We start from the raw sequence: 22,493 nt of genomic DNA, 5'->3' as shown, positions 1-22,493 counted from the left end.
GCAAAAGCAACATGATTAGCGCCAGCTCAGCTGATAATGATAACGCCCTGCGCTCAACTGAAATTCTGGTGACACTGAAGGGCTCCACGAATCATCCCCGCCGACGCCCATATGGAAACCATCAATGTTGAGCCATGTTCCGGCTTCAGGCTGCAGCAGATGGCGATGGCTGGTTGCCATCAGTTGCTTCTGGCTGTAACGGCTGATGTTGAACTGGAAGTCACCACGCCACAGATGATCCCCGTAGCGTAATTCGCGTGTCCCGCAGCGCAGGCCGTTTTCACTTGGGAAAACATACGGGGTGTACATTTCATCGAGCGATAAATCCCAACGGTCGAAACAAGCGGCGTTCAGCCTGTCCGGGTAGTTCTCATGCGGCCCAAGGCCTAACCAGTTTACCCGTTCAGCCACCTGCGCCAGCTGGCAGCTCAGGCCGATACGGGCCGGATGCGGTGTACTGCTGGCGACGTCGACATCTACCGTTATCTGCATTTCACCCTTGCCGTCAATACGGTAGCTTTTTCGGCTGATGAACAGCGTTTCGCCCCGATACTGCCAGGCATGTTCGGTGGTAATCAGGACCGCATTGCTTAGCGTGTCGGCTGCACAGTGCAATAACATTGCTTCAGCCTGATAGTGACCGGCGGCCTTCCAGCGTTCGACCCAGGCATTAGGATCGATGCGCGTTACTTCGCTGATGCCGATGTCGTTATCCAGCGGCGCGCGGGTAAACTGATCGATTAACGGTGCAAACAGCTGTGCTTCTTCGGCCAGCCAGTATTGCGTCAGTAAACCTGTCCGGCGGCAGAATTCCCAGCGTTTATCGCTGACGATTACCGTAAACGTGTCATCGCGGATCGTCAGCTGTGGCGCTGTGCTGGCGCGAGGTTTAAGCGCCAGACTGAGTTTCTCTTCCAGCTTCCATTGCTGCCAGGCGCTGATATGTCCGGCGTCTGACCACGCAGTAGCCTGGGGTTGTTCCACGCGAACCGTCAGCCATAGCTGGCCTGCGGTTTCCGGCATCGGGATAGCCGGCAGGGTGATCCGCTGGCGACCCTGTGGGGCGATATCCAGAACGATTTTTCCGGCGGCTAGCGGGTTGCCGTCCTGGGCAATAGACCAGTGCAGAACTTCGTTATCGCTGCGGCGGAACAGATATTCACTGGTCACTTCAATCTGGCGTTCAGCGCCCGGCAGTAACGTGAACTGGAAAAACTGCTGTTCATGTTTGGCCTCATATAACGCCGGGTGTGGGGTACGATCGGCGAACACCAGTCCGTTCATGCAAAACTGACGGTCGTTTGGTGTGTCACCAAAATCCCCGCCGTAGGCTGACCACGGATTACCGTTGTCGTCATATTTAATCAGCGACTGATCGACCCAGTCCCAGACGAATCCTCCTTGCAGACGCGGATACTGGCGGAATGCCTGCCAATATTTGGCATAGCCGCCGAGGCTGTTACCCATCGCGTGAGCATATTCGCAGAGGATCAACGGGCGCTGCTCGCCGGGCATCGACAGCCACTTTTTAATCGACCATTTGGGTACGGCGGGGAAGGGCTGATCCTGATCGACGCGGGCGTACATCGGGCAAATAATATCGGTGGCTACGGTATCCGCGCCGCCACCTTCGTACTGCACCGGGCGAGAGGGATCTTCCGATTTCAGCCAACGATACAGCGCGTCGTGGTTCGTGCCGTGACCGGATTCATTGCCCAACGACCAGATGATGATACTTGGGTGATTGCGGTCACGCTGTACCATGCGCGTGACGCGCTGGCTCATGGCGGGAAGCCATGTTGGGTCATCGCTCAGGCGATTCATGGGCACCATACCGTGGGTTTCGATATTGGCCTCATCCACCACATACAGGCCGTAGCGGTCGCACAGGGTGTACCATAGCGGGTGATTTGGGTAATGCGAACAACGCACGGCGTTAAAGTTGTTCTGCTTCATCAGCAGAATATCCTGCACCATCGTTGCCTCGTCCATCACCTGACCGTTGACCGGATGGTGCTCATGACGGTTGGTACCGCGAATCAACAGCGGCTTACCATTGAGTAACAGCAGTCCGTTTTCAATGCAAACCTGACGAAAGCCGACGTCACAGGCCTCGGCTTCAATCAGCGTACCGTCAGCGGTATGTAGCTGCACAACGGCGCGGTACAGATTAGGCGTTTCGGCACTCCACAACGCCGGGTGTTCAACGTTGAGGCGCAGCGTAGTACGGTCGTGATAAGCGCCGCGTTCATCAACAATCTCACTGCCGGGCGGTGAGGTGAGCTCGCCAACCAACGTTTCGCCGTTCCACAATTGCAGGGTCACGCGTACATCTTCACACTCGTCGCCTGCTATCCGGACTTCCGCTTCCAGCACCGCGCGGCTGAAATCATCATTAAAGCGCGTGTTGATGCGTAGGTCACGGATCTGTGTTGTGGGTTTATGCAGTAAAGAAACATCGCGAAAGATGCCGCTCATGCGCCACATATCCTGATCTTCCAGATAGCTGCCATCGCTCCAGCGCAGCACCATGACGGCCAGGCGGTTTGCGCCGCGCAGCAGATAATCGCGAAGATCAAATTCAGACGGCAGGCGGCTGTCCTGACCGTAGCCGACCCAACGACCGTTGCACCACAGATGAAACGCGGAGTTCACGCCGTCAAAAATAATCCGCGTCTGACCCTCATCTAACCATGCATCTTCAACACTAAATGTGAGCGAGTAACATCCGGTAGGGTTCTGCGTCGGAACAGAAGGCGGATTGACCGGGAATGGATAGGTGATATTGGAGTAGATTGGCGCATCATAACCGCTCATCTGCCAGTTAGACGGCACGCAGAGGGCAACGGCCTGCGGTAAATCATGCTCAAGCCAACTTTCTGGCACTGCCTCTGGTGTGGCAAACCAGGCGAACTGCCACTCGCCGTTTAACGAAATTCGTTGGGATGAAGGCCGGTGGTTACGGGCATCATCCACGCAGCGCCAGCTACAAAACGGCGGATGTGCCTCCAGACGGTTTATCTGTGTGACGCCGGGGTTTTCCCAGTCACGGCGCGCCAGTACGGCGGCGAGTGAGTCCGAGCTCAGAGTCATAGCGGTATCTCATGTTTGTTATTCGCTCACAATTTAATAAACATAAGGCCTGCGGTGAGACGCTGTAAAGCCGGGCGGGTTTAATGGGTGAACTGACTCACAGTAATTAGCGCTCGCCGGATGGTAGCAGAGAGACCTGACGCGCCAGTTGCATCAACGACTCCGCCAGCACCTGAGGCGTGGCGGTTTGTGCGTCAGGCGGCAGTACGGTTTTCCGTTCGACCAGCGTGACCGGCAGCAGCAGATTGCCGGGGGCGGACATACCCTGCGTAAGCTGCAACAGCCTGTCAACGCTGGTCTGTCCGAGAGTGGGGAAATCCTGCCTGATGGTGGTCAGCGGCGGGATGTAGCAGGCGCTGTCTTCGGTGTCGTCGTAGCCGATCACGGAGATGTCCGCTGCAACTCGCAGACCGAACTCGCTGATTGCGCGCATCGCGCCCAGCGCCATTTGATCGTTAGCCACCAGCATAGCGGTTGGAATGATACCGTCGTTAAGCATGTGCATGGTTTGATGAAAGCCGGACATGGCGCTCCAGTCACCTTCACGTTCTACAATGGGACGTAGCTGGTAGTGCGCCAGATATTTATGCCAGCCCGCACGGCGAAGCCTTGCCGAAACCGAAGTGTGCGGCCCGCTCAGCAGGGCGATTCGCTGATGACCATGCTGTACAAGATGTTCAACGCCGAGTCGCGCACCGTCATCATGGGAGAAAATCACGCTGTTAATCGGCGTCTGGTCAGAGACATCGAGAAACAGTACCGGCACTGTACCGCAGGCGGCGGCCATGGCAATGGCGTCTTCTTCATCCAGCGGATAGTTGATGATAAGCCCGGTTACGCGCTGAGAAAGCAGGTTGTGGACCGCGGTTTTACACGCCTCAACGCCGCTGCGCTCGACCATGGCGATCACCACGCTGGCGCCGGACTGGTCGGCGCGGGATTTTATGGCGGCAACGATTTGTGAGGGGGCATGCAGGGCAAGGTTCGCCGTCACGACGCCAATCAGCGGCGTCTGTTTGCCTGCCAGTTGCTGTGCGACGCGGTTGGGGATGTAATTGAGTTCCGCCATCGCGGCCTCAACTTTCTGTCGGGTTTTTGCGGAAACGTGGCTGGCCTGATTCACGACGCGCGAGACGGTCTGGTAAGAGACGCCTGCATGGTCTGCGACATCGTATAGCGTTACCGGTTTCACGTTTATCACCCCTGTCATGATGTTATCTGCGCGCTATGATGCCACAGCGGGACGATTTTGGGGGATTTACGCATAGGTTCTGCGAGGCGCATTCCAGGGTTGCGGATCGTGTGCGGGAGGATTTATCGTCGTTAAACTTATCAGATTAAAAAGTGAGGACATCGTGAGCGACTCTGCGGCAAATAATATCCTGTCCATTTACCGACGCCATGCGGAGGCTTTTGCCCGCCAGCGCTCACGCGCCTTGTTTGAGAAAAGCTGGCTGGACAAGTTCATCAACGTGATGGGCGGGCAGGGCCATATTGTGGATATTGGCTGCGGAAACGGTCAGCCGATTGCGGGTTATTTTATCCAGCAAGGTTTTCAGCTGACGGGGGTTGATGGTTCCTCGGAAATGCTGGCGCGGGCGCGGCACTCTTTTCCCGCACAGCGCTGGCTGGAGCAGGATATGCGTGAGCTGGCGCTTAACGAGACATTCGACGGTTTGATCGCCTGGGACAGCTTTTTCCATTTAACTCAGCAGGACCAGCAAAAGATATTCCCGATTTTTGACCGCCTCAGCCATCCCGGCAGTGCGCTGATGTTTACCAGCGGTACGGACAACGGCATCGCGATGGGGCAATTTGAGGGTGAGCCGCTGTTTCACGCCAGCCTCGCGCCGGACGAATACCGCGCATTGCTGTCAGCGCATGGCTTTGCGGTGGTCGAGATGGTGATGGAAGATCCGCACTGCGCCGGGCACACCGTCTGGCTGGCGCAAAAAAGAGGTTAATCGCCGCGAAAGGTTTTACGCCATTCAGCCGGGCTGACGCCGAAGCGGGATTTAAAATGCTGCCGCCAGGTGACGGGGGAGAGAAAACCAACCTGTTCTGCAATGCGTTCAACGGGTAACTGACTGGACTCCAGCAGGATCTGGCTGCGGTGTAGGCGCTCGGTAATCAGCCATTCAGCCACGCTTGACCCGGTGGCCTTCATAAAATGACGGGTTAGAGTGCGACGACTCATCATCACCCGCTGTGCCAGCTCGTCGAGATTATGCGGTTCGTGGAGATGCTGGCGCAAATAGTCGAGCAGGGCGTTAATGCGCTGATCCTGGGTATTTTTCGCTACCGGTTGTTCGATAAACTGCGCCTGGCCGCCCTCACGATGCGGTGGCACAATCATCCGTCGGGCAATCTGATTCGCCACCGTGCTGCCAAAACGCTGGCGAATTACGTACAAACAGCAATCCAGCGCGGCGGCGGTACCTGCTGAGGTAATAATACCGTCGTCATCCACGTACAGTGCGTTGATATCCAACTGGGCCGCCGGGAAGCGCGCCTGAAAATCCTGCTCGAACTCCCAGTGCGTAGCCGCTCGTTTACCGTCCAGTAACCCCGCATAGCCGAGGACAAACGCGCCCAGACACAGCCCGACAATCTGCGCGCCGTTTTGTCGCGCGCGGTTGAGCGCACCAAGCAGGCTTTGTGGTGGACGATGCGCGGTGGTGCCCCACCAGGGGATCACCACGATGTCGGCAGCCTCCACCGCTTCATAGCCGTGGGTTGCGGTAATGGAGAAACCATCCTGCGAGGAGATGATGCCCGGTTTTTCGCCGCACATCTGCACCTCAAAGCGCTTTTTCACCGCCATTTTGTCACTGAAAATGATACACGGCACCGAGAAGTGAAATGGGCTGAAATCTTCCACGGCAACAATGGCGACGTTAAGCGGCTGCATACGATTCCTTTGTAGAGATTAAAATGCCAGGGTTTCACCATCTTCCGGCACGTTGACATATTGCGCAATCTGGTTGTCGCGGGCGTACTCTTTCAGGGCCGCGCGGGTCAACAGACAATGGTTAATCGCCTCCATATGGGTCGCCACAATGTGTGCTTCGGGTAAGGTGAAGTGGGTTTTCAGCACATCTTCCGCACCCATGATAATTGGGCCAAAACCGATGACGTGGGCAAAACCCGCATTCAGAACCACCACGCCTGGCTGGAAGGTATGCATGTTGGCTTCTACCTCGTCGCGCCAGAGGGTGTCCCCGACCAGATACAGCGTTTTTTCCGCCGGATGCATAAAGATAACGCCACAGGCATCACCCAGGCGTTCTGCCATTTGTGGAATGGCATAGGCGCGATCTGAGCCGTGCTGGCCACCGGTTTTACGCAGAGTGATAGCGCCGACCACGGTATTTTGCGTCAGCACGGTGAGTTGTGTGAAACCCTGCCCCCGCAGTACGTGTGCATCATGGTCATTTTGCACATAGATTGGTTTGTCTTTCGGCACGACACGAGCGGCAACCTCGTCCCAGTGATCTTCATGCAGATGGGTGACGATCAGCGCATCGACGTTGAGCAGGGTGTCGATATCGACGGGTAGATCGACGGTCGGATTGCGGATCTCGGCGCGAGCCGTTCCGGTAAAACCCGGATAAGTACCTTTTGCCGCCAGCATAGGATCGATCAGAAAGCTTTTGCCACCAAAGGTGATGTGCTGCGTGGCGTTACGGATTTGCGTGATGTTCATGGTGTGCGCTCTGCGTGTTGGGTCAGTGGTATCATCGTAGAGTGTTGTCCAGAAGATGAATGTGGGCAAATGGGCGACTAACGATGGGATTGGGCCAATCGCATCCAGCCTGCAGAGAACGTTATTTATGGCGTTTAATCGCCGTCTCATTATCTAAATTAATAAACGTATACTTTCCTTTTTTCTGCATTATTTACTCTGCGGCTATTATACCGAGCTAAATAAAGAAACAGTCATTTTAATTCAGGAGAATTAATTAAATGCGAAGTGGCTCCAGACAATATTGTTGATTTATGCAACACATTACAGCCAGGAAACAGATCGCGAACCATGAAATAACAATGCTATCATTCGCTCCAGACGCGGCAGGCAACTGCTGGCACACGCATTTACCCCGGAGCACCTGATGAACAACGACATTCCGCTAAAATATTATGATATCGCTGATGAGTACGCGACTGAGGCTGCAAAGCCGGTGAACGATGCCGAACGCGATGCGCTGGCGCACTACTTCCAGCAGCTGATCACCCGTTTGATGAACAACGAAGAAATCAGCGAAGACGCGCAGCAGGAGATGGCAACTGTCGCCGGCGTCGACGCACAGCGTATTGATGACATTGCGGAGTTCCTCAATCGCTGGGGTAACGAGTAGCCAAAGACGGGGCCTGTGTTTTACACTGCGCGCAAATTGAGTAGGTATACTCTACGAGTATTCGGTTTAATCAGGCGGAAACAGCAATGAACGGAACAATCACAACGTGGTTTAAAGATAAAGGCTTTGGATTTATCAAAGATGAAAACGGCGACAACCGCTATTTTCATGTGATTAAGGTTGCTAATCCTGAGCTGATCAAGAAAGACGCGGCGGTGACTTTTGAACCCACTACCAACAACAAGGGCTTGTCTGCCTACGCGGTGAAAGTCATACCCGACAGCAAGTACATCTATATCGCGGGCGAGCGCCTGAAGCTCACTGCGATCAAGTCATACCTGGTGTACAGCGAAGAAGTGCCGGTTGAAACCCGTATCGACAAAGAAAACGCGGTGCTGTCTGTCGGCGTGCTGATGAACAGCATACGACCGAAATCAGACGTGAAGCCTGGCGAAATGCGCACACTGAAAAAGCTGGCGATCACTACCTTCCAGGGCACGACGCTGATCTTCTCGGAAGATGAAATCGACATCGACGAGACGGTGAAGCTGCTGAAAGTCTGACGTCCTTCAGAGTGAATGAATGCCGAAACGCTGCTCTTTTCAAAAGCAGGGTTTCGGTTTTTTTTTGCATTCAGTCAGATCGGGTAGGTATATGGGGGCAAAAGCTTCTTTGTGTCAGAAGCAGATGTGAACGTTTTATATAAGAAGTGAAAGTGGTACTTTGCCGGGGTTATTACTTTTGATTCTCTTGTCTTATCTATTATTGCTGCTGCGCCAGTGTTAAAAATAAAAATAGAAAAATCAGCAGAAAGTTATGTAGTAACTTATCCATAATGTTAATTATTGATGAAATTAAAGTAACACTCCGTAAGGTTTGGATGTTTTTATTTCTCATAGACGAGAATTTACATATAGTGATATAATATGGCGGGAAAAACAGGCAGCTTATTAAGCTGCCTGTCATGTAAATAAATTTTCGAGGAGACTATTCCAGTGGGACGTAAATGGGCCAATATTGTTGGTAAAAAAACGGCTAAAGACGGTGCAACGTCTAAAGTATATTCCAAATTCGGTGTGGAAATCTATGCTGCGGCTAAACAAGGTGAACCAGACCCAGAATTAAACACAGCTTTAAAATTCGTTATTGAACGTGCGAAACAAGCCCAGGTTCCAAAGCACGTTATTGATAAAGCTATTGATAAAGCCAAAGGTGGCAGCGACGAAACGTTCATGCAAGGGCGTTATGAAGGCTTTGGTCCAAGTGGTTCCATGATTATCGCTGAAACCCTGACTTCAAACGTTAACCGCACGATTGCTAATATTCGCTCAATCTTCAATAAAAAAGGCGGGAATATTGGCGCGGCGGGTGCTGTCAGCTATATGTTTGACAATACTGGCGTGATTGTATTTGCGGGAACAGACCCTGACCGTATTTTTGAAATTTTACTTGATGCTGAAGTGGATGTACGTGATGTTACCGAAGAAGAAGGCAACATCATTATTTATACTGAATCTACAGATCTTCATAAAGGAATTGCAGCCCTCAAAGCAGCTGGGATTACTGAATTCTCAACCACAGAATTAGAAATGATTGCTCAATCAGAAGTTGAACTTTCACCAGAAGATTTAGAAATCTTTGAAGGACTCGTTGATGCCCTTGAAGATGATGATGATGTTCAAAAAGTATATCATAACGTTGCAAATCTCTGATTATAAATTAAAGAAATCTGTCATTATGGCAGATTTTATAAATTGTAAGTTTGTTATGATCAACATGTCTGATAAGATGTGTTGATTATAACGAATAGATAAAAATACTATCGCTAAAAGAAACGCATCAATTGAAATTCCTGGCCTAAACTATCTGATAATAAATGGCAAAGGCGCTCCTGCAAGTTCAGGTCTTCAATACTGAAGCGTATTATCTTGAGTAAGGACAGTGCTGATATGAATATTATTGAAAGTGGTATTCGTGACGTAAAACAAGGTGAAAATGTCACAATAGTCATGCCTGTGAATCTTTATGAATGCGAGTTGGGCCATGATGTGTTTGTCGGGCCATTTGTTGAGATACAAAAGGGATGCGTCATAGGCGACAGAACTAAAGTGCAGTCCCATACTTTCATCTGTGAAAACGTTACCTTAGGCGAGGACTGCTTTATAGGGCATGGCGTGACCTTTGCTAACGATCTTTTCAAGAGCGGAAGTCCTGACGCTTCTGCAAAAAGCTGGATTAATATTGTATTAGGTAACGCAGTAACGGTGGGCAGTGGAGCCACAATTTTAACAACGGAAATTTGCAGTGGTGCGGTGATTGGTGCCGGTAGTGTGGTGATAAAGCCCGTGCTGGTAAAAGGCGTGTATGCTGGCAATCCGGCCAGACTTTTGCGAAAGCTTTAATTATTACCCTTGCCATTGCGAACCCAAATTTATGTTCTTCCCAGACCGTTCATGTCGACCCCTCTTGTTTGCGGACATGGCGACTATTCTTGCTGCTCACGCCATATAAAGAAACGTCTGCTGCATCAGACGTTGCGTTCCTCTGAATGGTGCCGTAGATCATGACTCATTTCCTGTAGTTCATTGATTAATCGTGCTAAATGGAAGCCATCGCACACGGAGTGATGTACCTGAACGGCGAGAGGTAACACTACTTTCCCATCTTGTTCATAGTATTTCCCAAGTGTGAACATGGGGGCAAAAAAGTTCTGCATGTTCGCAATGTTGATATTAAAACTGGTAAAACTTACCCAAGGGATAGCCGATACAAAAAATACATTTTCCGGAGACTCTCCCTTCGGCCAATAAGAAAGATTATTACAATAGCGTGCAACGTCTTCTGAATAAGTGTTTTGGAAGTGATGAATATTGCCATCGTAGCGGCTCCATAATGATGAAAAAGTCTCAGTTTCATTATGGAAAATGGTATAGCTTGGATGAATTTCATTCCATATGACAAGCTCATTGTTCTTTATAGCCATACGGAATTCAGTATGCTTGTTGACAACTTTAGCAAGGAGGGAAATCATAGTAGGGTAAAATTTCCAGCCAATCTCTTTTATATGTTTTAGTACTGCGGTAATGTCTAACAGAACAGTTTGGTTAATTGTACTTTGAGCAAAAGACTGAAATACCTCAAAATGCTCTTTCCTTGGCCAACGAGACAAGTCAACAGCCGTATATTCTGGAGTTGTTTTTTTCACTTTTTATCCTTTGATTTGCAATCAAATATCATATTTTAGCCTAAGTCTTTCCATGACGTAATCAGGCTGCATGTCCCGAAGCATGTTACCAGCGAACGCATTTGCGAGAGTAGCGTATCCTTATACAGGAAGAAGGATTAAAGCCTCTTCACAAGAGACTTTGCGCCCCTGGATTTACGATGTCATTCATCAGTGTGTAACGTGCTTCTTTGCGCGTGTATTGATCGATTAACGGCACAAGTCGCCGGAAATGCTCACTGGCACAATGTTCATCGAGAGCCGCGTGGTCTGGCCATTCTTCGATGAAAATAAAATGGCCCGGATCTTTTTCATCAATATAGAGGTCATAAGCAATGCAGCGCGGTTCTTTCCTGGTGGCCGATATTAGCTCACGATACAACGGGAGAACGGTTTCAATATACTCAGGTTTGATGAAATCCTCGGCAATGACCTTTAACATACAGCCTCCTGGCAAAAATGAATGCACACTCTGCAATGAAGATATCATTAAAGCAAGATGACACCGCGTGATATCGGCTGATGAGTGAGTCATCCCAACTATCAATCAGATGATGCGCATAACTGTGATCCACTTCACCTCCCGGCAACCAAAATCTCCTGCGACTCGACGCCGTCCTCAATCTGTTTCGCCACCCTTTGTAAGGCCGGAAGATGCTTTTCCGCGGCCTGTTCGATGGTCATGGCGCTAGCCATATACACCAGATTCAGGCAGCCGATCACCCGCTGTTCGCTGCGGATGGGGACGGCGATAGAAGCGATTTTCTCCTCCTGATCCCAGCCGCGATAGTTCTGACCAAAACCGTCTTTACGCGCCCGGGTCAAAATGGCGTCGAGCTTTAAGGGTTCGCGCGCCAGCTGGAACTCTTCTCCTGGCCGGGAGGCCAGCATTTCAATCAGTTCCTGACGTTCATTCTCCGGGCTAAATGCCAGCCAGGTCAGGCCGGATGCGGTTTTCAGCAATGGCAAACGACGCCCGACCATCGCCCGGTGAAACGACAGGCGGCTGAAGCGGTGGGTTGTTTCACGTACCACCATCGCGTCCACATCCAGCGTGGAAACGTCGGTCGGCCAGATGACCTCGCGCAGCAAATCCCCCAACAGCGGGGCGGCGAGTGCGGAAATCCACTGCTCGTCACGAAATCCCTCGCTGAGCTGGCGGACTTTAATGGTTAAGCGAAAGCTGTCATCGGACAGGCTGCGCCGAACGTAACCCTCATCCTGCAGGGTTTCCAGCAGCCGTCTGACCGTGGTGCGATGCAGGCCGCTCAGCTCAGCCAGCAGGCCAACGCTGGCTCCACCATCGAGCCGGTTTAACATATTTAATAACATTAATCCGCGCGTTAATCCGCGTACGGTTTTGTATTCAGTACCGTCATCATTTTTCATATTTATTGACAAATCTACAGGTAAAACAACGTTGTGCACTTAGTGCACATCCAGGCATGTTTTGATTGTAGCGCAAAAACTCACTCCTATACTGACCGCACAATAAAAAATAATTTACATCTTTTTAACAAAATGAATTGCGCCTCGCCAGGGTCTGCAATTGCGTTTTGTCCGAGTCGTGAGGTTCTGAAATGACAACAATAAACCCTGATATCCAACCCGCTGTGCAGCACACCGTACAGGTCGCGATTGCCGGAGCCGGTCCGGTTGGGCTGATGATGGCCAACTATCTGGGCCAGATGGGCATTGAAGTGCTGGTGGTGGAGAAGCTCGACACGCTGATCGACTATCCCCGCGCTATCGGGATTGACGATGAAGCGCTGCGCACCATGCAGTCCGTTGGTCTGGTCGAAAACGTGCTGCCGCATACTACGCCGTGGCACGCGATGCGCTTTCTCACCCCGAAAGGCCGCTGCTTTGCTGATATCCAGCCGATGACCGACGAATTTGGCTGGTCGCGCCGCAACGCGTTTATTCAGCCGCAGGTGGATGCGGTGATGCTGGAAGGGCTGTCGCGTTTTCCCAGCGTGCGCTGCCTGTTTTCCCGCGAACTGGAAGCCTTCAGCCAACAGAACGGTGAAGTAACGCTGAATCTGAAAGCGCCGGACGGCCAGCGCGAAACGGTGAAGGCCCAGTGGCTGGTGGCCTGCGACGGTGGGGCCAGCAACGTCAGACGGTCGCTGAATGTGCCATTTGAAGGCAAAACCGCGCCAAATCAGTGGATTGTGGTGGATATCGCCAACGATCCGCTCAGCACGCCGCATGTGTATCTGTGCTGCGATCCGGTGCGCCCGTATGTCTCCGCTGCGCTGCCACATGCGGTGCGCCGCTTTGAATTTATGGTGATGCCGGGAGAAACCGAAGCGCAGCTCAGTGAGCCGCAAAATATGCGCCAGTTGCTGAGCAAAGTGCTGCCGAACCCGGATAACGTCGAACTGATCCGCCAACGTGTGTATACCCATAACGCCCGTCTGGCCGAACGTTTTCGCATTGACCGCGTGCTGCTGGCCGGCGATGCGGCGCACATTATGCCGGTCTGGCAGGGGCAGGGGTACAACAGCGGCATGCGCGATGCCTTCAACCTGGCGTGGAAACTGGCGCTGGTCATTAAGGGCAAAGCTGGTGATGCGCTGCTGGATACCTACCAGCAGGAACGCCGCGACCACGCCAAAGCAATGATCGATCTCTCGGTGACCGCAGGCAACGTACTGGCACCGCCAAAACGCTGGCACGGTGCGGTACGCGACGGGGTTTCCTGGCTGCTGAACTACATTCCGCCGGTCAAACGCTACTTCCTTGAAATGCGCTTTAAGCCGATGCCGCAGTACCACTCCGGGGCGCTGGTGCGTGAAGGCGATGCGAAAACGTCTCCGGTCGGCAAGATGTTTATCCAGCCGAAGGTGACGCTGGAATCGGGTGAAGTGACGCTGCTCGACAATGTCATCGGGCCGAATTTTGCGGTGATTGGCTGGGGTTGTAACCCGCAGTGGGGCATGAGCGAGGCGCAGATCCAACAGTGGCAGGCGTTGGGCACGCGGTTTATCCAGGTGGTGCCGGATACGCAGATTCATACCGAGCAGGATAACTATGACGGCGTTATCCGCATTGGCGATACGCAAAACCGCCTGCGCACGTGGTTTGCCCAGTACAACGCTTCGCTGGTGGTGATGCGGCCGGACCGCTTTGTGGCCGCCATCACTATTCCGCAAACTCTGGGCAGTACCCTGAATAAACTGGCGTCGGTGATGACGCTTACCCGCGCTACTGCCGATATTCCTGTTGAAAAGGTGGCCTGATATGCACGCTTATCTTCACTGTCTTTCCCACTCGCCGCTGGTGGGCTATGTCGACCCAGCACAGGCTGTGCTTGATGAGGTTAACGGCGTGATCGCCAGCGCCCGGGCGCGTATTGCGGCGTTCGACCCGGAACTTGTAGTTCTGTTTGCCCCCGATCACTACAACGGTTTTTTCTACGACGTGATGCCGCCGTTCTGTTTAGGCGTGGGAGCTACGGCGATCGGCGATTTCGGCAGCGCAGCGGGAGAACTGCCAGTGCCGACAGATCTCGCTGAAGCCTGCGCCCACGCGGTGATGAAAAGCGGCATCGATCTCGCCGTGTCCTACAACATGCAGGTCGATCATGGTTTCGCCCAGCCGCTGGAGTTCTTGCTTGGTGGGCTGGATAAGGTGCCTGTGCTGCCGGTGTTTATTAACGGTGTCGCCACGCCGCTGCCAGGCTTTCAGCGTACCCGCATGCTCGGGGAAGCGATTGGCCGTTTCGCCAGCTCATTGAATAAACGCGTACTGTTTTTAGGCTCCGGCGGGCTGTCGCATCAGCCGCCGGTACCGGAGCTGGCGAAGGCCGATGCTCATATGCGCGACCGTCTGCTTGGCAGCGGTAAACAACTGCCCGAAAACGAGCGCGAGCTGCGCCAGCAGCGGGTGATCAGCGCCGCCGAGAAGTTCGTGGCCGATCAAAACTCGCTGCATCCGCTGAACCCTGTCTGGGATAACCGCTTTATGAGCCTGCTTGAGCAGGGGCGTTTGCAGGAGCTGGACGCGGTCAGTAACGAAGAGTTGTCCGCGATGGCGGGCAAATCAACGCACGAAGTAAAAACCTGGGTTGCCGCCTTCGCTGCCATTTCTGCCTTTGGCAACTGGCGCAGCGAAGGCCGTTATTACCGCCCGATCCCAGAGTGGATCGCCGGATTCGGCTCCCTGAGCGCCACCACACAGAACTGAAACAGAACTGAATATGCAGGAGAAAACCATGACTTATCAACCGCAAACCGAAGCCGCGACCAGTCGTTTTCTGGAGGTGCAGGAAGCAGGCGAAACACTACGCGTGCATTTCAATGACTGTGGACAGGGCGAAGAGACCGTCGTGCTGCTGCACGGCTCCGGTCCTGGCGCGACGGGCTGGGCAAACTTCAGCCGCAATATTGATCCGCTGGTACAGGCCGGATACCGGGTGATCCTGCTGGATTGTCCTGGCTGGGGTAAAAGCGATGGGATCGTTAACCGCGGTTCGCGATCCGATCTCAACGCCCGCATCCTGAAAAGCGTAGTCGATCAACTGGATATTCAGAAAATCCACCTGCTGGGCAACTCGATGGGCGGCCACAGTTCCGTGGCGTTCACCCTGAGCTGGCCGGAGCGCGTGGGCAAGCTGGTGCTGATGGGCGGCGGGACGGGCGGCATGAGTCTGTTTACCCCGATGCCGACCGAAGGTATTAAGCGGCTGAATCAGCTGTACCGCGCGCCAACTATCGAGAACCTGAAGCTGATGATGGATATCTTTGTCTTCGATACCAGCGATCTCACTGAGGCGCTGTTTGAAGCGCGTCTGAACAATATGCTGTCGCGCCGCGATCACCTGGACAACTTTGTGAAAAGCCTCGAAGCCAACCCGAAACAGTTCCCGGACTTCGGCCCGCGCCTGGGGGAAATTAAAGCCCAAACTCTGATTGTCTGGGGACGCAATGACCGCTTCGTGCCGATGGATGCTGGTCTGCGCCTGCTCTCCGGGATTGCCGGTTCTGAGCTGCACATCTACCGCGACTGCGGACACTGGGCGCAGTGGGAACATGCGGATGCCTTTAATCAGCTGGTGTTGAATTTCCTCGCACGCCCTTAAGGAACGGACATGACCAATCTTAATCTTGAGCAGTTAGCCGCCGATTTACGTCTGGCGGAGGAAAAAGGGGAAGCTATTGCCCCGTTGCGTGAACTGATCGGCGTGGACAACGGCGAAGCGGCCTACGCCATTCAACGTATCAATGTGCAGTACGAGGTGACGCGTGGGCGGCGCGTGGTCGGGCGCAAAGTAGGGCTGACACACCCGAAAGTGCAGCAGCAGCTGGGCGTCGATCAGCCGGACTTCGGCACGTTGTTTGCCGACATGTGCTACGGCGATAACGACACCATTGCGTTTGAGCGCGTACTGCAACCGCGTATTGAAGCGGAAATCGCGCTGGTGCTGAACCGCGATCTGCCCAATGCCGACACTACTTTTGACGAGCTGTATAACGCCATCGAGTGGGTGCTGCCCGCGCTGGAAGTGGTCGGCAGCCGTATCCGTGACTGGTCAATCAAGTTTGTTGATACCGTGGCGGATAACGCCTCCTGTGGCGTGTATGTGGTCGGCGGTCCGGCACAGCGTCCGGCAGGATTAGATCTGAAAAACTGCGCGATGAAAATGACGCGCAACAACGAAGAGGTTTCCAGCGGGCGCGGCAGCGAATGTCTGGGACATCCGATCAACGCCGCCGTCTGGCTGGCGCGCAAAATGGCCAGCCTCGGCGAGCCGCTACGGGCCGGAGACATCATTCTCACCGGAGCGTTAGGCCCGATGGTGGCGGTGAATGCGGGCGATCGTTTTGAAGCCCATATCGAGGGTATTGGTTCAGTCGCCGCCACCTTTTCAGCGGCGGTTACAAAAGGAAGTCAGTCATGAGTAAGCGTAAGGTGGCCATTATCGGCTCCGGCAATATCGGCACCGATTTGATGATCAAAATTCTGCGTCACGGGAAGCATCTGGAAATGGCGGTGATGGTCGGTATCGACCCGCAATCCGATGGGCTGGCGCGCGCCAGTCGTATGGGCGTCGCCACTACCCATGAAGGGGTGATGGGGCTTATTGCGATGCCGGAGTTTGCCGATATCGATATCGTATTTGACGCCACCAGCGCGGGCGCGCATGTGAAAAACGACGCCGCGCTGCGTGCTGCTAAACCGGGGATCCGCCTGATCGACCTGACGCCTGCGGCGATCGGTCCGTACTGCGTCCCGGTGGTGAATCTGGACGCTAACGTTGACCAACAGAACGTCAATATGGTGACCTGCGGCGGGCAAGCGACTATCCCGATGGTGGCGGCGGTTTCTCGCGTGGCAAAAGTCCATTACGCCGAAATTATCGCCTCGATCGCCAGTAAATCTGCGGGTCCAGGCACGCGCGCTAATATCGATGAGTTTACCGAAACCACCTCGAAGGCGATTGAAGTGGTTGGCGGCGCGGCAAAAGGTAAAGCGATTATCGTCCTTAACCCGGCCGAGCCGCCGCTGATGATGCGCGACACGGTGTATGTGCTGAGCGAAGCGGCCTCTGAGGTTGAAGTTGAAGCATCGATTAATGAGATGGCGGCGGCGGTACAGGCGTACGTACCGGGCTATCGCCTTAAGCAGCGCGTGCAGTTTGAAGTCATCCCGCAGGATAAACCGGTCAATCTGCCGGGCATCGGTCAGTTCTCCGGGCTGAAAACAGCCGTCTATCTGGAAGTGGAAGGCGCGGCGCACTATCTGCCAGCCTACGCGGGCAATCTCGATATTATGACCTCCAGTGCGCTGGCGACCGCTGAGAAGATGGCGCAGTCACTCACTCGTCAGGCAGGAGAAGCAGCATGAACGGTAAAAAACTCTATATCTCTGACGTGACCCTGCGCGACGGCATGCACGCCATTCGTCATCAATATTCGCTGGAAAACGTGCGCCAGATTGCCAAAGCGCTGGACGACGCACGGGTCGATTCCATTGAGGTGGCGCACGGCGACGGTCTGCAGGGTTCCAGTTTTAACTATGGCTTTGGCGCGCACAGCGACCTGGAGTGGATTGAAGCGGCGGCGGATGTGGTCAAGCACGCCAGGATCGCCACGCTGCTGTTGCCGGGCATCGGCACGATTCATGACCTGAAAAATGCGTATCAGGCTGGGGCGCGAGTCGTGCGCGTGGCGACCCACTGTACCGAAGCGGACGTGTCGGCCCAGCATATTCAGTATGCGCGCGAGTTAGGTATGGACACCGTCGGCTTTCTGATGATGAGCCATATGACCACGCCGGAAAACCTCGCACAGCAGGCGAAGCAGATGGAAAACTACGGCGCGACCTGTATCTATGTGGTCGATTCCGGCGGGGCGATGAACATGTCTGATATCCGTGACCGCTTCCGCGCCCTGAAAGCGGTGCTGAAGCCGGAAACAGAAACCGGGATGCATGCGCACCACAACCTGAGCCTCGGCGTGGCGAACTCGATTGCTGCGGTAGAAGAGGGTTGTGATCGTATCGATGCCAGTCTGGCCGGTATGGGCGCAGGCGCAGGCAACGCGCCGCTGGAGGTATTTATCGCCGCGGCGGATAAGCTTGGCTGGCAGCACGGCACCGATCTGTATGCGCTGATGGACGCCGCCGACGATCTGGTGCGTCCGCTGCAGGACCGCCCGGTGCGGGTGGACCGCGAAACGCTGGCGCTGGGCTATGCTGGGGTGTACTCCAGCTTCCTGCGCCACTGCGAAGTGGCGGCGGCGCGTTATGGCCTGAGCGCGGTAGATATTCTGGTTGAACTGGGCAAACGCCGGATGGTGGGCGGCCAGGAAGATATGATCGTCGACGTGGCGTTGGATCTGCGCAACAGAAAATAAAAATGATTACGCGGCTGGCAACGTATCAGCCGCGATTCACCTGCATCGTGACCTCAGAGGTACATCTTATGACTACCCGTACCCCCACATCCTCATCCCGCCTGACGTTGACCGTCGGGCTGTGTTTTTTAGTCGCCCTGATGGAAGGGCTGGATTTACAGGCTGCCGGGATCGCTGCCGTCGGTATCGCTCACGCGTTTGCGCTGGATAAAATGCAGATGGGCTGGATCTTCAGCGCGGGCATTCTCGGGCTGCTGCCCGGCGCGCTGGTGGGCGGCATGCTGGCCGATCGCTATGGCCGCAAACGCATTCTTATTGCCTCTGTGGCGCTGTTCGGTCTGTTCTCGCTGGCAACGGCGATATCCTGGGATTTCTCATCGCTGGTGTTTGCTCGTCTGATGACCGGCGTCGGGCTGGGCGCGGCGTTGCCGAACCTGATCGCGCTGACCTCCGAGGCGGCGGGCCCGCGTTTTCGTGGTACGGCGGTGAGCCTGATGTATTGCGGTGTGCCGATTGGCGCGGCGCTCGCGGCAGCGCTCGGGTTTAGCGGTCTGGCCTCCGCCTGGCAAACGGTGTTCTGGGTTGGCGGGGTGATCCCGCTGCTGCTGGTACCGCTGTTGATGCGCTGGTTGCCGGAATCGCAGGTTTACGCCCAACAAACGCAGGTGGCTGCCGCGCCGCTGCGCGCGCTGTTTGCGCCAACTACCGCGACAGCCACGCTGCTGCTGTGGCTGTGCTATTTCTTCACCCTGCTGGTGGTGTATATGCTGATCAACTGGCTGCCGATGCTGCTGGTCGAGCAGGGCTTTCAGCCCTCGCAGGCAGCAGGAGTGATGTTTGCTCTGCAAATCGGCGCGGCCAGCGGGACGTTAATTCTCGGGGCGTTGATGGACAAACTGCGTCCGGTGGTGATGTCACTTTTGATCTACACCGGGATGCTGGCATCACTGCTGGCGCTGGGCACGGTATCGTCATTGAGCGGCATGCTGATGGCGGGATTTGTGGCGGGGATGTTTGCCACCGGTGGGCAAAGCGTGTTGTATGCGCTGGCACCGTTGTTTTACAGCACGCAGATCCGCGCCACCGGCGTGGGAACCGCCGTCGCCGTCGGTCGTCTGGGCGCGATGAGTGGTCCGTTGCTGGCAGGAAAAATGTTAGCGCTCGGCACCGGAACGGTAGGGGTGATGGCGGCTTCTGCGCCGGGGATATTGCTGGCAGGGCTGGCGGTATTTATTCTGATGAACCGCAAATCGCAGATGCCGGTCCCGGCCAGCGGTGCTTAAGCGCTCATTCGGTGGTATGAGTGGGGGAGATACGGTTCCCACTTCCGGGTGAACGCCAGTCGGTGAGGACGTTGCCAGAGTTTACATAAAGCCTGGCAACGGAGGCGTTATGAGCTGGCGACCCTTTTTGTATCTGATTATTAATCCCCACCCGACATTAAGCGCCCGGCGCGGGCATCTGCGCCTGGTGCAGGGTTGACTTTGCATTCTGTTAACAAACGCGGTATAACAAACCTTCTTTGGATGTTTAGATGTCCATACGTTCAGAAGGTTATATGCAAACAACACAACAAAATGCGCCACTGAAGCGCACAATGAAAACGCGTCACCTGATTATGCTCTCCTTAGGTGGCGTGATTGGCACAGGGTTATTCTTCAATACCGGGTACATCATCTCCACCACCGGGGCGGCGGGAACGCTGCTGGCCTATCTGATTGGCGCGCTGGTAGTCTGGTTGGTTATGCAGTGTCTGGGCGAGCTGTCGGTCGCGATGCCGGAGACCGGGGCGTTTCACGTCTATGCTGCGCGTTATCTTGGCCCTGCAACGGGATATACCGTGGCCTGGCTCTACTGGCTGACCTGGACTGTGGCGCTGGGTTCGAGTTTTACCGCCGCCGGATTCTGTATGCAGTACTGGTTTCCGCAGGTACCGGTATGGGTCTGGTGCGTGGTGTTTTGCGCGATTATTTTTGCCCTCAACGTCATCTCCACGCGCTTTTTTGCCGAAGGGGAGTTCTGGTTCTCGCTGGTAAAAGTGGTCACTATCATCGCCTTTATCATCCTCGGCGGGGCGGCGATTTTTGGTTTTATCCCGATGCAGGATGGCTCGCCCGCGCCGGGACTGAGTAATATCACGGCGGAAGGCTGGTTCCCACACGGTGGCTTACCGATCCTGATGACGATGGTGGCGGTGAATTTTGCTTTTTCGGGAACCGAGCTTATCGGTATTGCCGCCGGAGAAACAGAAAACCCGCGCAAGGTTATTCCGGTGGCGATTCGTACCACTATCGCGCGACTGATTATTTTCTTTATCGGTACCGTGTTTGTGCTGGCGGCGCTGATCCCGATGCAGCAGGCGGGCGTGGAGAAAAGCCCGTTTGTATTGGTGTTTGAGAAGGTGGGGATTCCGTACGCCGCCGATATTTTTAACTTCGTGATCCTGACGGCTATTCTATCCGCGGCAAATTCCGGGTTGTATGCCTCCGGGCGCATGCTGTGGTCGCTGTCAAATGAACGTACGCTACCGGCCTGTTTTGCGCGAGTAACGAAAAACGGCGTGCCGCTGACGGCGCTGTCGGTCAGTATGCTCGGTGGTGTACTGGCGCTGTTTTCCAGCGTGGTGGCCCCGGACACGGTATTTGTCGCGCTGTCGGCAATCTCCGGGTTTGCGGTGGTGGCGGTGTGGCTGAGCATTTGCGCTTCGCACTTTGTCTTTCGCCGCCGTCATCTGCAGCAGGGTAAGGCATTGAGTGAATTGCATTATCGCGCGCCGTGGTATCCGCTGGTGCCGGTACTGGGATTTGTGCTGTGCCTGGTGGCTTGTGTCGGGCTGGCATTCGATCCAGCGCAGAGAATTGCGCTGTGGTGCGGGTTACCGTTTGTGGCAGTGTGTTATGGTGCTTATTTCCTTACTCAACCGCGTAAAGCCAAACAGGAGCCCGAACATGTCGCAGAATAATCCGTTAAGCGCCATCCTTGATAAACAGGATTTCCTGCTGCTCGATGGTGCGATGGCGACGGAACTGGAAGCGCGTGGCTGTAACTTAGCCGACAGCCTGTGGTCAGCCAAAGTGCTGGTCGAAAATCCGGAGCTTATCCGCGAAGTCCATCTCGATTACTACCGGGCGGGGGCGCAGTGTGCGATTACCGCCAGCTACCAGGCGACACCGGCGGGGTTTGCCGCCCGTGGCCTGGATGAAGCGCAGTCGAAAGCGCTAATTGGTAAAAGCGTGGAGCTGGCGCGTAAAGCCCGTGAAGCGTATCTGGCCGAGAACCCGCAGGCGGGCACGCTGCTGGTAGCAGGGTCCGTCGGGCCTTACGGCGCGTATCTGGCGGATGGTTCTGAATACCGTGGTGATTACCAACGTAGCGCTGAAGAGTTTCAGGCGTTTCACCGCCCGCGCGTGGAAGCCTTGCTGGATGCCGGGGCCGATCTGCTGGCCTGTGAAACCTTGCCAAATTTTGCCGAAATTAGCGCGCTGGCTGAGTTGTTGACCGCATTTCCGCGTGCACGGGCGTGGTTCTCATTTACCCTGCGCGACAGCGAGCACCTGAGCGACGGTACACCGCTGCGTGACGTGGTCGCGCTGCTGTCGGGTTATCCGCAGGTGGTGGCGTTAGGTATTAACTGCATTGCGCTGGAAAACACCACCGCTGCGTTGCAGCATTTACACGGTTTAACGGCACTGCCGCTAGTGGTGTATCCGAACTCGGGTGAGCAGTACGATGCCGCGAGCAAAACCTGGCATCATCACGGTGAGCATTGTGCGCATCTGGCGGATTATCTGCCGCAGTGGCAGGCCGCTGGCGCCCGGTTGATTGGCGGGTGCTGTCGCACCACGCCTGCGGATATTGCCGCGCTAAAAGCGCGAAGCTGAGAGTTTATCCGGCCTACATCGTTCACTGTAGGCCTGATAAGCGTAGCGCATCTGGCATTGACGGATGGCGGCGCAA

At 54.7% G+C, this 22,493-nt stretch carries 21 protein-coding genes; 14 read left to right on the top strand and 7 right to left on the bottom strand.

The features are described from left to right. Window positions 1–15: 15 nt before the first annotated feature. Together FDX24_RS18300 and FDX24_RS18295 are read right to left on the bottom strand one after the other, a co-directional pair. Window positions 16–3,093: a beta-galactosidase gene (locus tag FDX24_RS18300; RefSeq protein ID WP_137364716.1), complete on the bottom strand. Its 3,078-nt coding sequence runs from the start codon at window positions 3,091–3,093 to the stop codon at window positions 16–18. Window positions 3,094–3,199: 106 nt separating this feature from the next. After that, on the bottom strand, window positions 3,200–4,294 hold the full coding sequence (locus FDX24_RS18295; RefSeq protein ID WP_129533680.1) for a LacI family DNA-binding transcriptional regulator: 1,095 nt from the start codon (window positions 4,292–4,294) through the stop codon (window positions 3,200–3,202). 154 nt (window positions 4,295–4,448) lie between these two features. Here FDX24_RS18295 and FDX24_RS18290 point away from each other — a divergent pair, with 154 nt between their 5' ends. Then, on the top strand, window positions 4,449–5,057 hold the full coding sequence (locus FDX24_RS18290; protein ID WP_137364715.1) for a class I SAM-dependent methyltransferase: 609 nt from the start codon (window positions 4,449–4,451) through the stop codon (window positions 5,055–5,057). On the opposite strand, the gene FDX24_RS18285 is transcribed toward FDX24_RS18290, so the two are convergent. Together FDX24_RS18285 and FDX24_RS18280 are read right to left on the bottom strand one after the other, a co-directional pair. After that, entirely contained in the window at window positions 5,054–6,004 is a 951-nt protein-coding gene (locus FDX24_RS18285; RefSeq protein WP_048212498.1) for a GlxA family transcriptional regulator, read from the bottom strand. The two genes, FDX24_RS18290 and FDX24_RS18285, sit on opposite strands and share 4 nt — an antisense overlap. An 18-nt stretch (window positions 6,005–6,022) precedes the next feature. After that, the gene (locus FDX24_RS18280) at window positions 6,023–6,799 is read right to left on the bottom strand and encodes an MBL fold metallo-hydrolase (protein WP_137364750.1); all 777 of its coding nucleotides are present in this window, start codon (window positions 6,797–6,799) and stop codon (window positions 6,023–6,025) included. Between the two features lie 406 nt (window positions 6,800–7,205). Between FDX24_RS18280 and FDX24_RS18275 the strand changes: the two genes are divergently transcribed. The 4 genes from FDX24_RS18275 to FDX24_RS18260 all read left to right on the top strand — a co-directional run bounded on the left by FDX24_RS18275 (window position 7,206) and on the right by FDX24_RS18260 (window position 9,853). Then, the gene (locus FDX24_RS18275; RefSeq protein WP_048212496.1) at window positions 7,206–7,451 is read left to right on the top strand and encodes a YmjA family protein; all 246 of its coding nucleotides are present in this window, start codon (window positions 7,206–7,208) and stop codon (window positions 7,449–7,451) included. Between the two features lie 86 nt (window positions 7,452–7,537). Beyond that, entirely contained in the window at window positions 7,538–8,014 is a 477-nt protein-coding gene (locus FDX24_RS18270; protein ID WP_048212495.1) for a cold-shock protein, read from the top strand. Window positions 8,015–8,446: 432 nt separating this feature from the next. Continuing rightward, a complete protein-coding gene (locus tag FDX24_RS18265; protein ID WP_048212494.1) occupies window positions 8,447–9,163 on the top strand; it encodes a YebC/PmpR family DNA-binding transcriptional regulator in 717 nt (238 codons plus the stop codon). A 237-nt stretch (window positions 9,164–9,400) separates the two neighbouring features. Next, window positions 9,401–9,853, top strand: coding sequence for an acyltransferase (locus FDX24_RS18260; RefSeq protein ID WP_048212493.1), 453 nt, complete (start codon window positions 9,401–9,403; stop codon window positions 9,851–9,853). Window positions 9,854–9,978: 125 nt separating this feature from the next. Here FDX24_RS18260 and catA read toward each other — a convergent pair whose 3' ends face one another. The 3 genes from catA to FDX24_RS18245 all read right to left on the bottom strand — a co-directional run bounded on the left by catA (window position 9,979) and on the right by FDX24_RS18245 (window position 12,063). Further along, window positions 9,979–10,656 carry a type A chloramphenicol O-acetyltransferase gene (catA, locus tag FDX24_RS18255; protein ID WP_048212492.1) on the bottom strand — a complete coding sequence of 226 codons (678 nt, stop codon included), beginning with the start codon at window positions 10,654–10,656 and terminating at the stop codon, window positions 9,979–9,981. A gap of 148 nt (window positions 10,657–10,804) precedes the next feature. Continuing rightward, on the bottom strand, window positions 10,805–11,116 hold the full coding sequence (locus FDX24_RS18250) for a putative quinol monooxygenase (RefSeq protein ID WP_048212491.1): 312 nt from the start codon (window positions 11,114–11,116) through the stop codon (window positions 10,805–10,807). Window positions 11,117–11,250: 134 nt separating this feature from the next. After that, complete coding sequence (locus tag FDX24_RS18245; RefSeq protein ID WP_048212623.1) at window positions 11,251–12,063, bottom strand: DNA-binding transcriptional regulator; 813 nt, start codon at window positions 12,061–12,063, stop codon at window positions 11,251–11,253. A 191-nt stretch (window positions 12,064–12,254) separates the two neighbouring features. Here FDX24_RS18245 and FDX24_RS18240 point away from each other — a divergent pair, with 191 nt between their 5' ends. The 9 genes from FDX24_RS18240 to mmuM all read left to right on the top strand — a co-directional run bounded on the left by FDX24_RS18240 (window position 12,255) and on the right by mmuM (window position 22,417). Next, window positions 12,255–13,919: a bifunctional 3-(3-hydroxy-phenyl)propionate/3-hydroxycinnamic acid hydroxylase gene (locus tag FDX24_RS18240; RefSeq protein ID WP_137364714.1), complete on the top strand. Its 1,665-nt coding sequence runs from the start codon at window positions 12,255–12,257 to the stop codon at window positions 13,917–13,919. Window position 13,920: 1 nt separating this feature from the next. After that, entirely contained in the window at window positions 13,921–14,865 is a 945-nt protein-coding gene (gene mhpB / locus FDX24_RS18235; RefSeq protein ID WP_061067384.1) for a 2,3-dihydroxyphenylpropionate/2,3-dihydroxicinnamic acid 1,2-dioxygenase, read from the top strand. A 28-nt stretch (window positions 14,866–14,893) separates the two neighbouring features. Continuing rightward, window positions 14,894–15,760: a 2-hydroxy-6-oxonona-2,4-dienedioate hydrolase gene (gene mhpC / locus FDX24_RS18230; protein WP_048212488.1), complete on the top strand. Its 867-nt coding sequence runs from the start codon at window positions 14,894–14,896 to the stop codon at window positions 15,758–15,760. A 9-nt stretch (window positions 15,761–15,769) separates the two neighbouring features. After that, window positions 15,770–16,579: a 2-keto-4-pentenoate hydratase gene (gene mhpD / locus FDX24_RS18225; protein ID WP_061067386.1), complete on the top strand. Its 810-nt coding sequence runs from the start codon at window positions 15,770–15,772 to the stop codon at window positions 16,577–16,579. Beyond that, window positions 16,576–17,526 (top strand): acetaldehyde dehydrogenase, encoded by a 951-nt coding sequence (gene mhpF / locus FDX24_RS18220; protein WP_137364713.1) that lies wholly within the window; start codon window positions 16,576–16,578, stop codon window positions 17,524–17,526. Before mhpD ends, mhpF begins: the two co-directional genes overlap by 4 nt. Then, window positions 17,523–18,536, top strand: a complete 1,014-nt coding sequence (mhpE, locus tag FDX24_RS18215; RefSeq protein ID WP_137364712.1) for a 4-hydroxy-2-oxovalerate aldolase — start codon at window positions 17,523–17,525, stop codon at window positions 18,534–18,536. The genes mhpF and mhpE overlap by 4 nt, the downstream gene beginning before the upstream one ends. 68 nt (window positions 18,537–18,604) lie before the next feature. Continuing rightward, complete coding sequence (gene mhpT / locus FDX24_RS18210) at window positions 18,605–19,819, top strand: 3-(3-hydroxy-phenyl)propionate transporter MhpT (RefSeq protein ID WP_137364711.1); 1,215 nt, start codon at window positions 18,605–18,607, stop codon at window positions 19,817–19,819. Between the two features lie 275 nt (window positions 19,820–20,094). Beyond that, window positions 20,095–21,498 (top strand): S-methylmethionine permease, encoded by a 1,404-nt coding sequence (gene mmuP, locus FDX24_RS18205; RefSeq protein ID WP_116360937.1) that lies wholly within the window; start codon window positions 20,095–20,097, stop codon window positions 21,496–21,498. Further along, entirely contained in the window at window positions 21,485–22,417 is a 933-nt protein-coding gene (mmuM, locus tag FDX24_RS18200; RefSeq protein ID WP_137364710.1) for a homocysteine S-methyltransferase, read from the top strand. The genes mmuP and mmuM overlap by 14 nt, the downstream gene beginning before the upstream one ends. The last annotated feature ends 76 nt before the right edge of the window (window positions 22,418–22,493 follow it).

This window comes from Citrobacter sp. wls716, from assembly GCF_005280975.1.
In the GTDB taxonomy this organism is placed as follows: domain Bacteria; phylum Pseudomonadota; class Gammaproteobacteria; order Enterobacterales; family Enterobacteriaceae; genus Citrobacter; species Citrobacter youngae.
This window is presented reverse-complemented; position numbering and strand designations above follow the sequence as displayed.

What these genes read in the sequence shown, in the direction of transcription:
- FDX24_RS18300 (WP_137364716.1), bottom strand. Translation starts at nt 3,093, where the DNA reads ATGACTCTGAGCTCGGACTCACTCGCCGCCGTACTGGCGCGCCGTGAC.
- FDX24_RS18285 (WP_048212498.1), bottom strand. Translation starts at nt 6,004, where the DNA reads ATGCAGCCGCTTAACGTCGCCATTGTTGCCGTGGAAGATTTCAGCCCA.
- FDX24_RS18280 (WP_137364750.1), bottom strand. Translation starts at nt 6,799, where the DNA reads ATGAACATCACGCAAATCCGTAACGCCACGCAGCACATCACCTTTGGT.
- FDX24_RS18275 (WP_048212496.1), top strand. Translation starts at nt 7,206, where the DNA reads ATGAACAACGACATTCCGCTAAAATATTATGATATCGCTGATGAGTAC.
- FDX24_RS18270 (WP_048212495.1), top strand. Translation starts at nt 7,538, where the DNA reads ATGAACGGAACAATCACAACGTGGTTTAAAGATAAAGGCTTTGGATTT.
- FDX24_RS18260 (WP_048212493.1), top strand. Translation starts at nt 9,401, where the DNA reads ATGAATATTATTGAAAGTGGTATTCGTGACGTAAAACAAGGTGAAAAT.
- FDX24_RS18250 (WP_048212491.1), bottom strand. Translation starts at nt 11,116, where the DNA reads ATGTTAAAGGTCATTGCCGAGGATTTCATCAAACCTGAGTATATTGAA.
- FDX24_RS18245 (WP_048212623.1), bottom strand. Translation starts at nt 12,063, where the DNA reads ATGAAAAATGATGACGGTACTGAATACAAAACCGTACGCGGATTAACG.
- FDX24_RS18240 (WP_137364714.1), top strand. Translation starts at nt 12,255, where the DNA reads ATGACAACAATAAACCCTGATATCCAACCCGCTGTGCAGCACACCGTA.
- mhpB (WP_061067384.1), top strand. Translation starts at nt 13,921, where the DNA reads ATGCACGCTTATCTTCACTGTCTTTCCCACTCGCCGCTGGTGGGCTAT.
- mhpC (WP_048212488.1), top strand. Translation starts at nt 14,894, where the DNA reads ATGACTTATCAACCGCAAACCGAAGCCGCGACCAGTCGTTTTCTGGAG.
- mhpD (WP_061067386.1), top strand. Translation starts at nt 15,770, where the DNA reads ATGACCAATCTTAATCTTGAGCAGTTAGCCGCCGATTTACGTCTGGCG.
- mhpF (WP_137364713.1), top strand. Translation starts at nt 16,576, where the DNA reads ATGAGTAAGCGTAAGGTGGCCATTATCGGCTCCGGCAATATCGGCACC.
- mhpE (WP_137364712.1), top strand. Translation starts at nt 17,523, where the DNA reads ATGAACGGTAAAAAACTCTATATCTCTGACGTGACCCTGCGCGACGGC.
- mhpT (WP_137364711.1), top strand. Translation starts at nt 18,605, where the DNA reads ATGACTACCCGTACCCCCACATCCTCATCCCGCCTGACGTTGACCGTC.
- mmuP (WP_116360937.1), top strand. Translation starts at nt 20,095, where the DNA reads ATGCAAACAACACAACAAAATGCGCCACTGAAGCGCACAATGAAAACG.
- mmuM (WP_137364710.1), top strand. Translation starts at nt 21,485, where the DNA reads ATGTCGCAGAATAATCCGTTAAGCGCCATCCTTGATAAACAGGATTTC.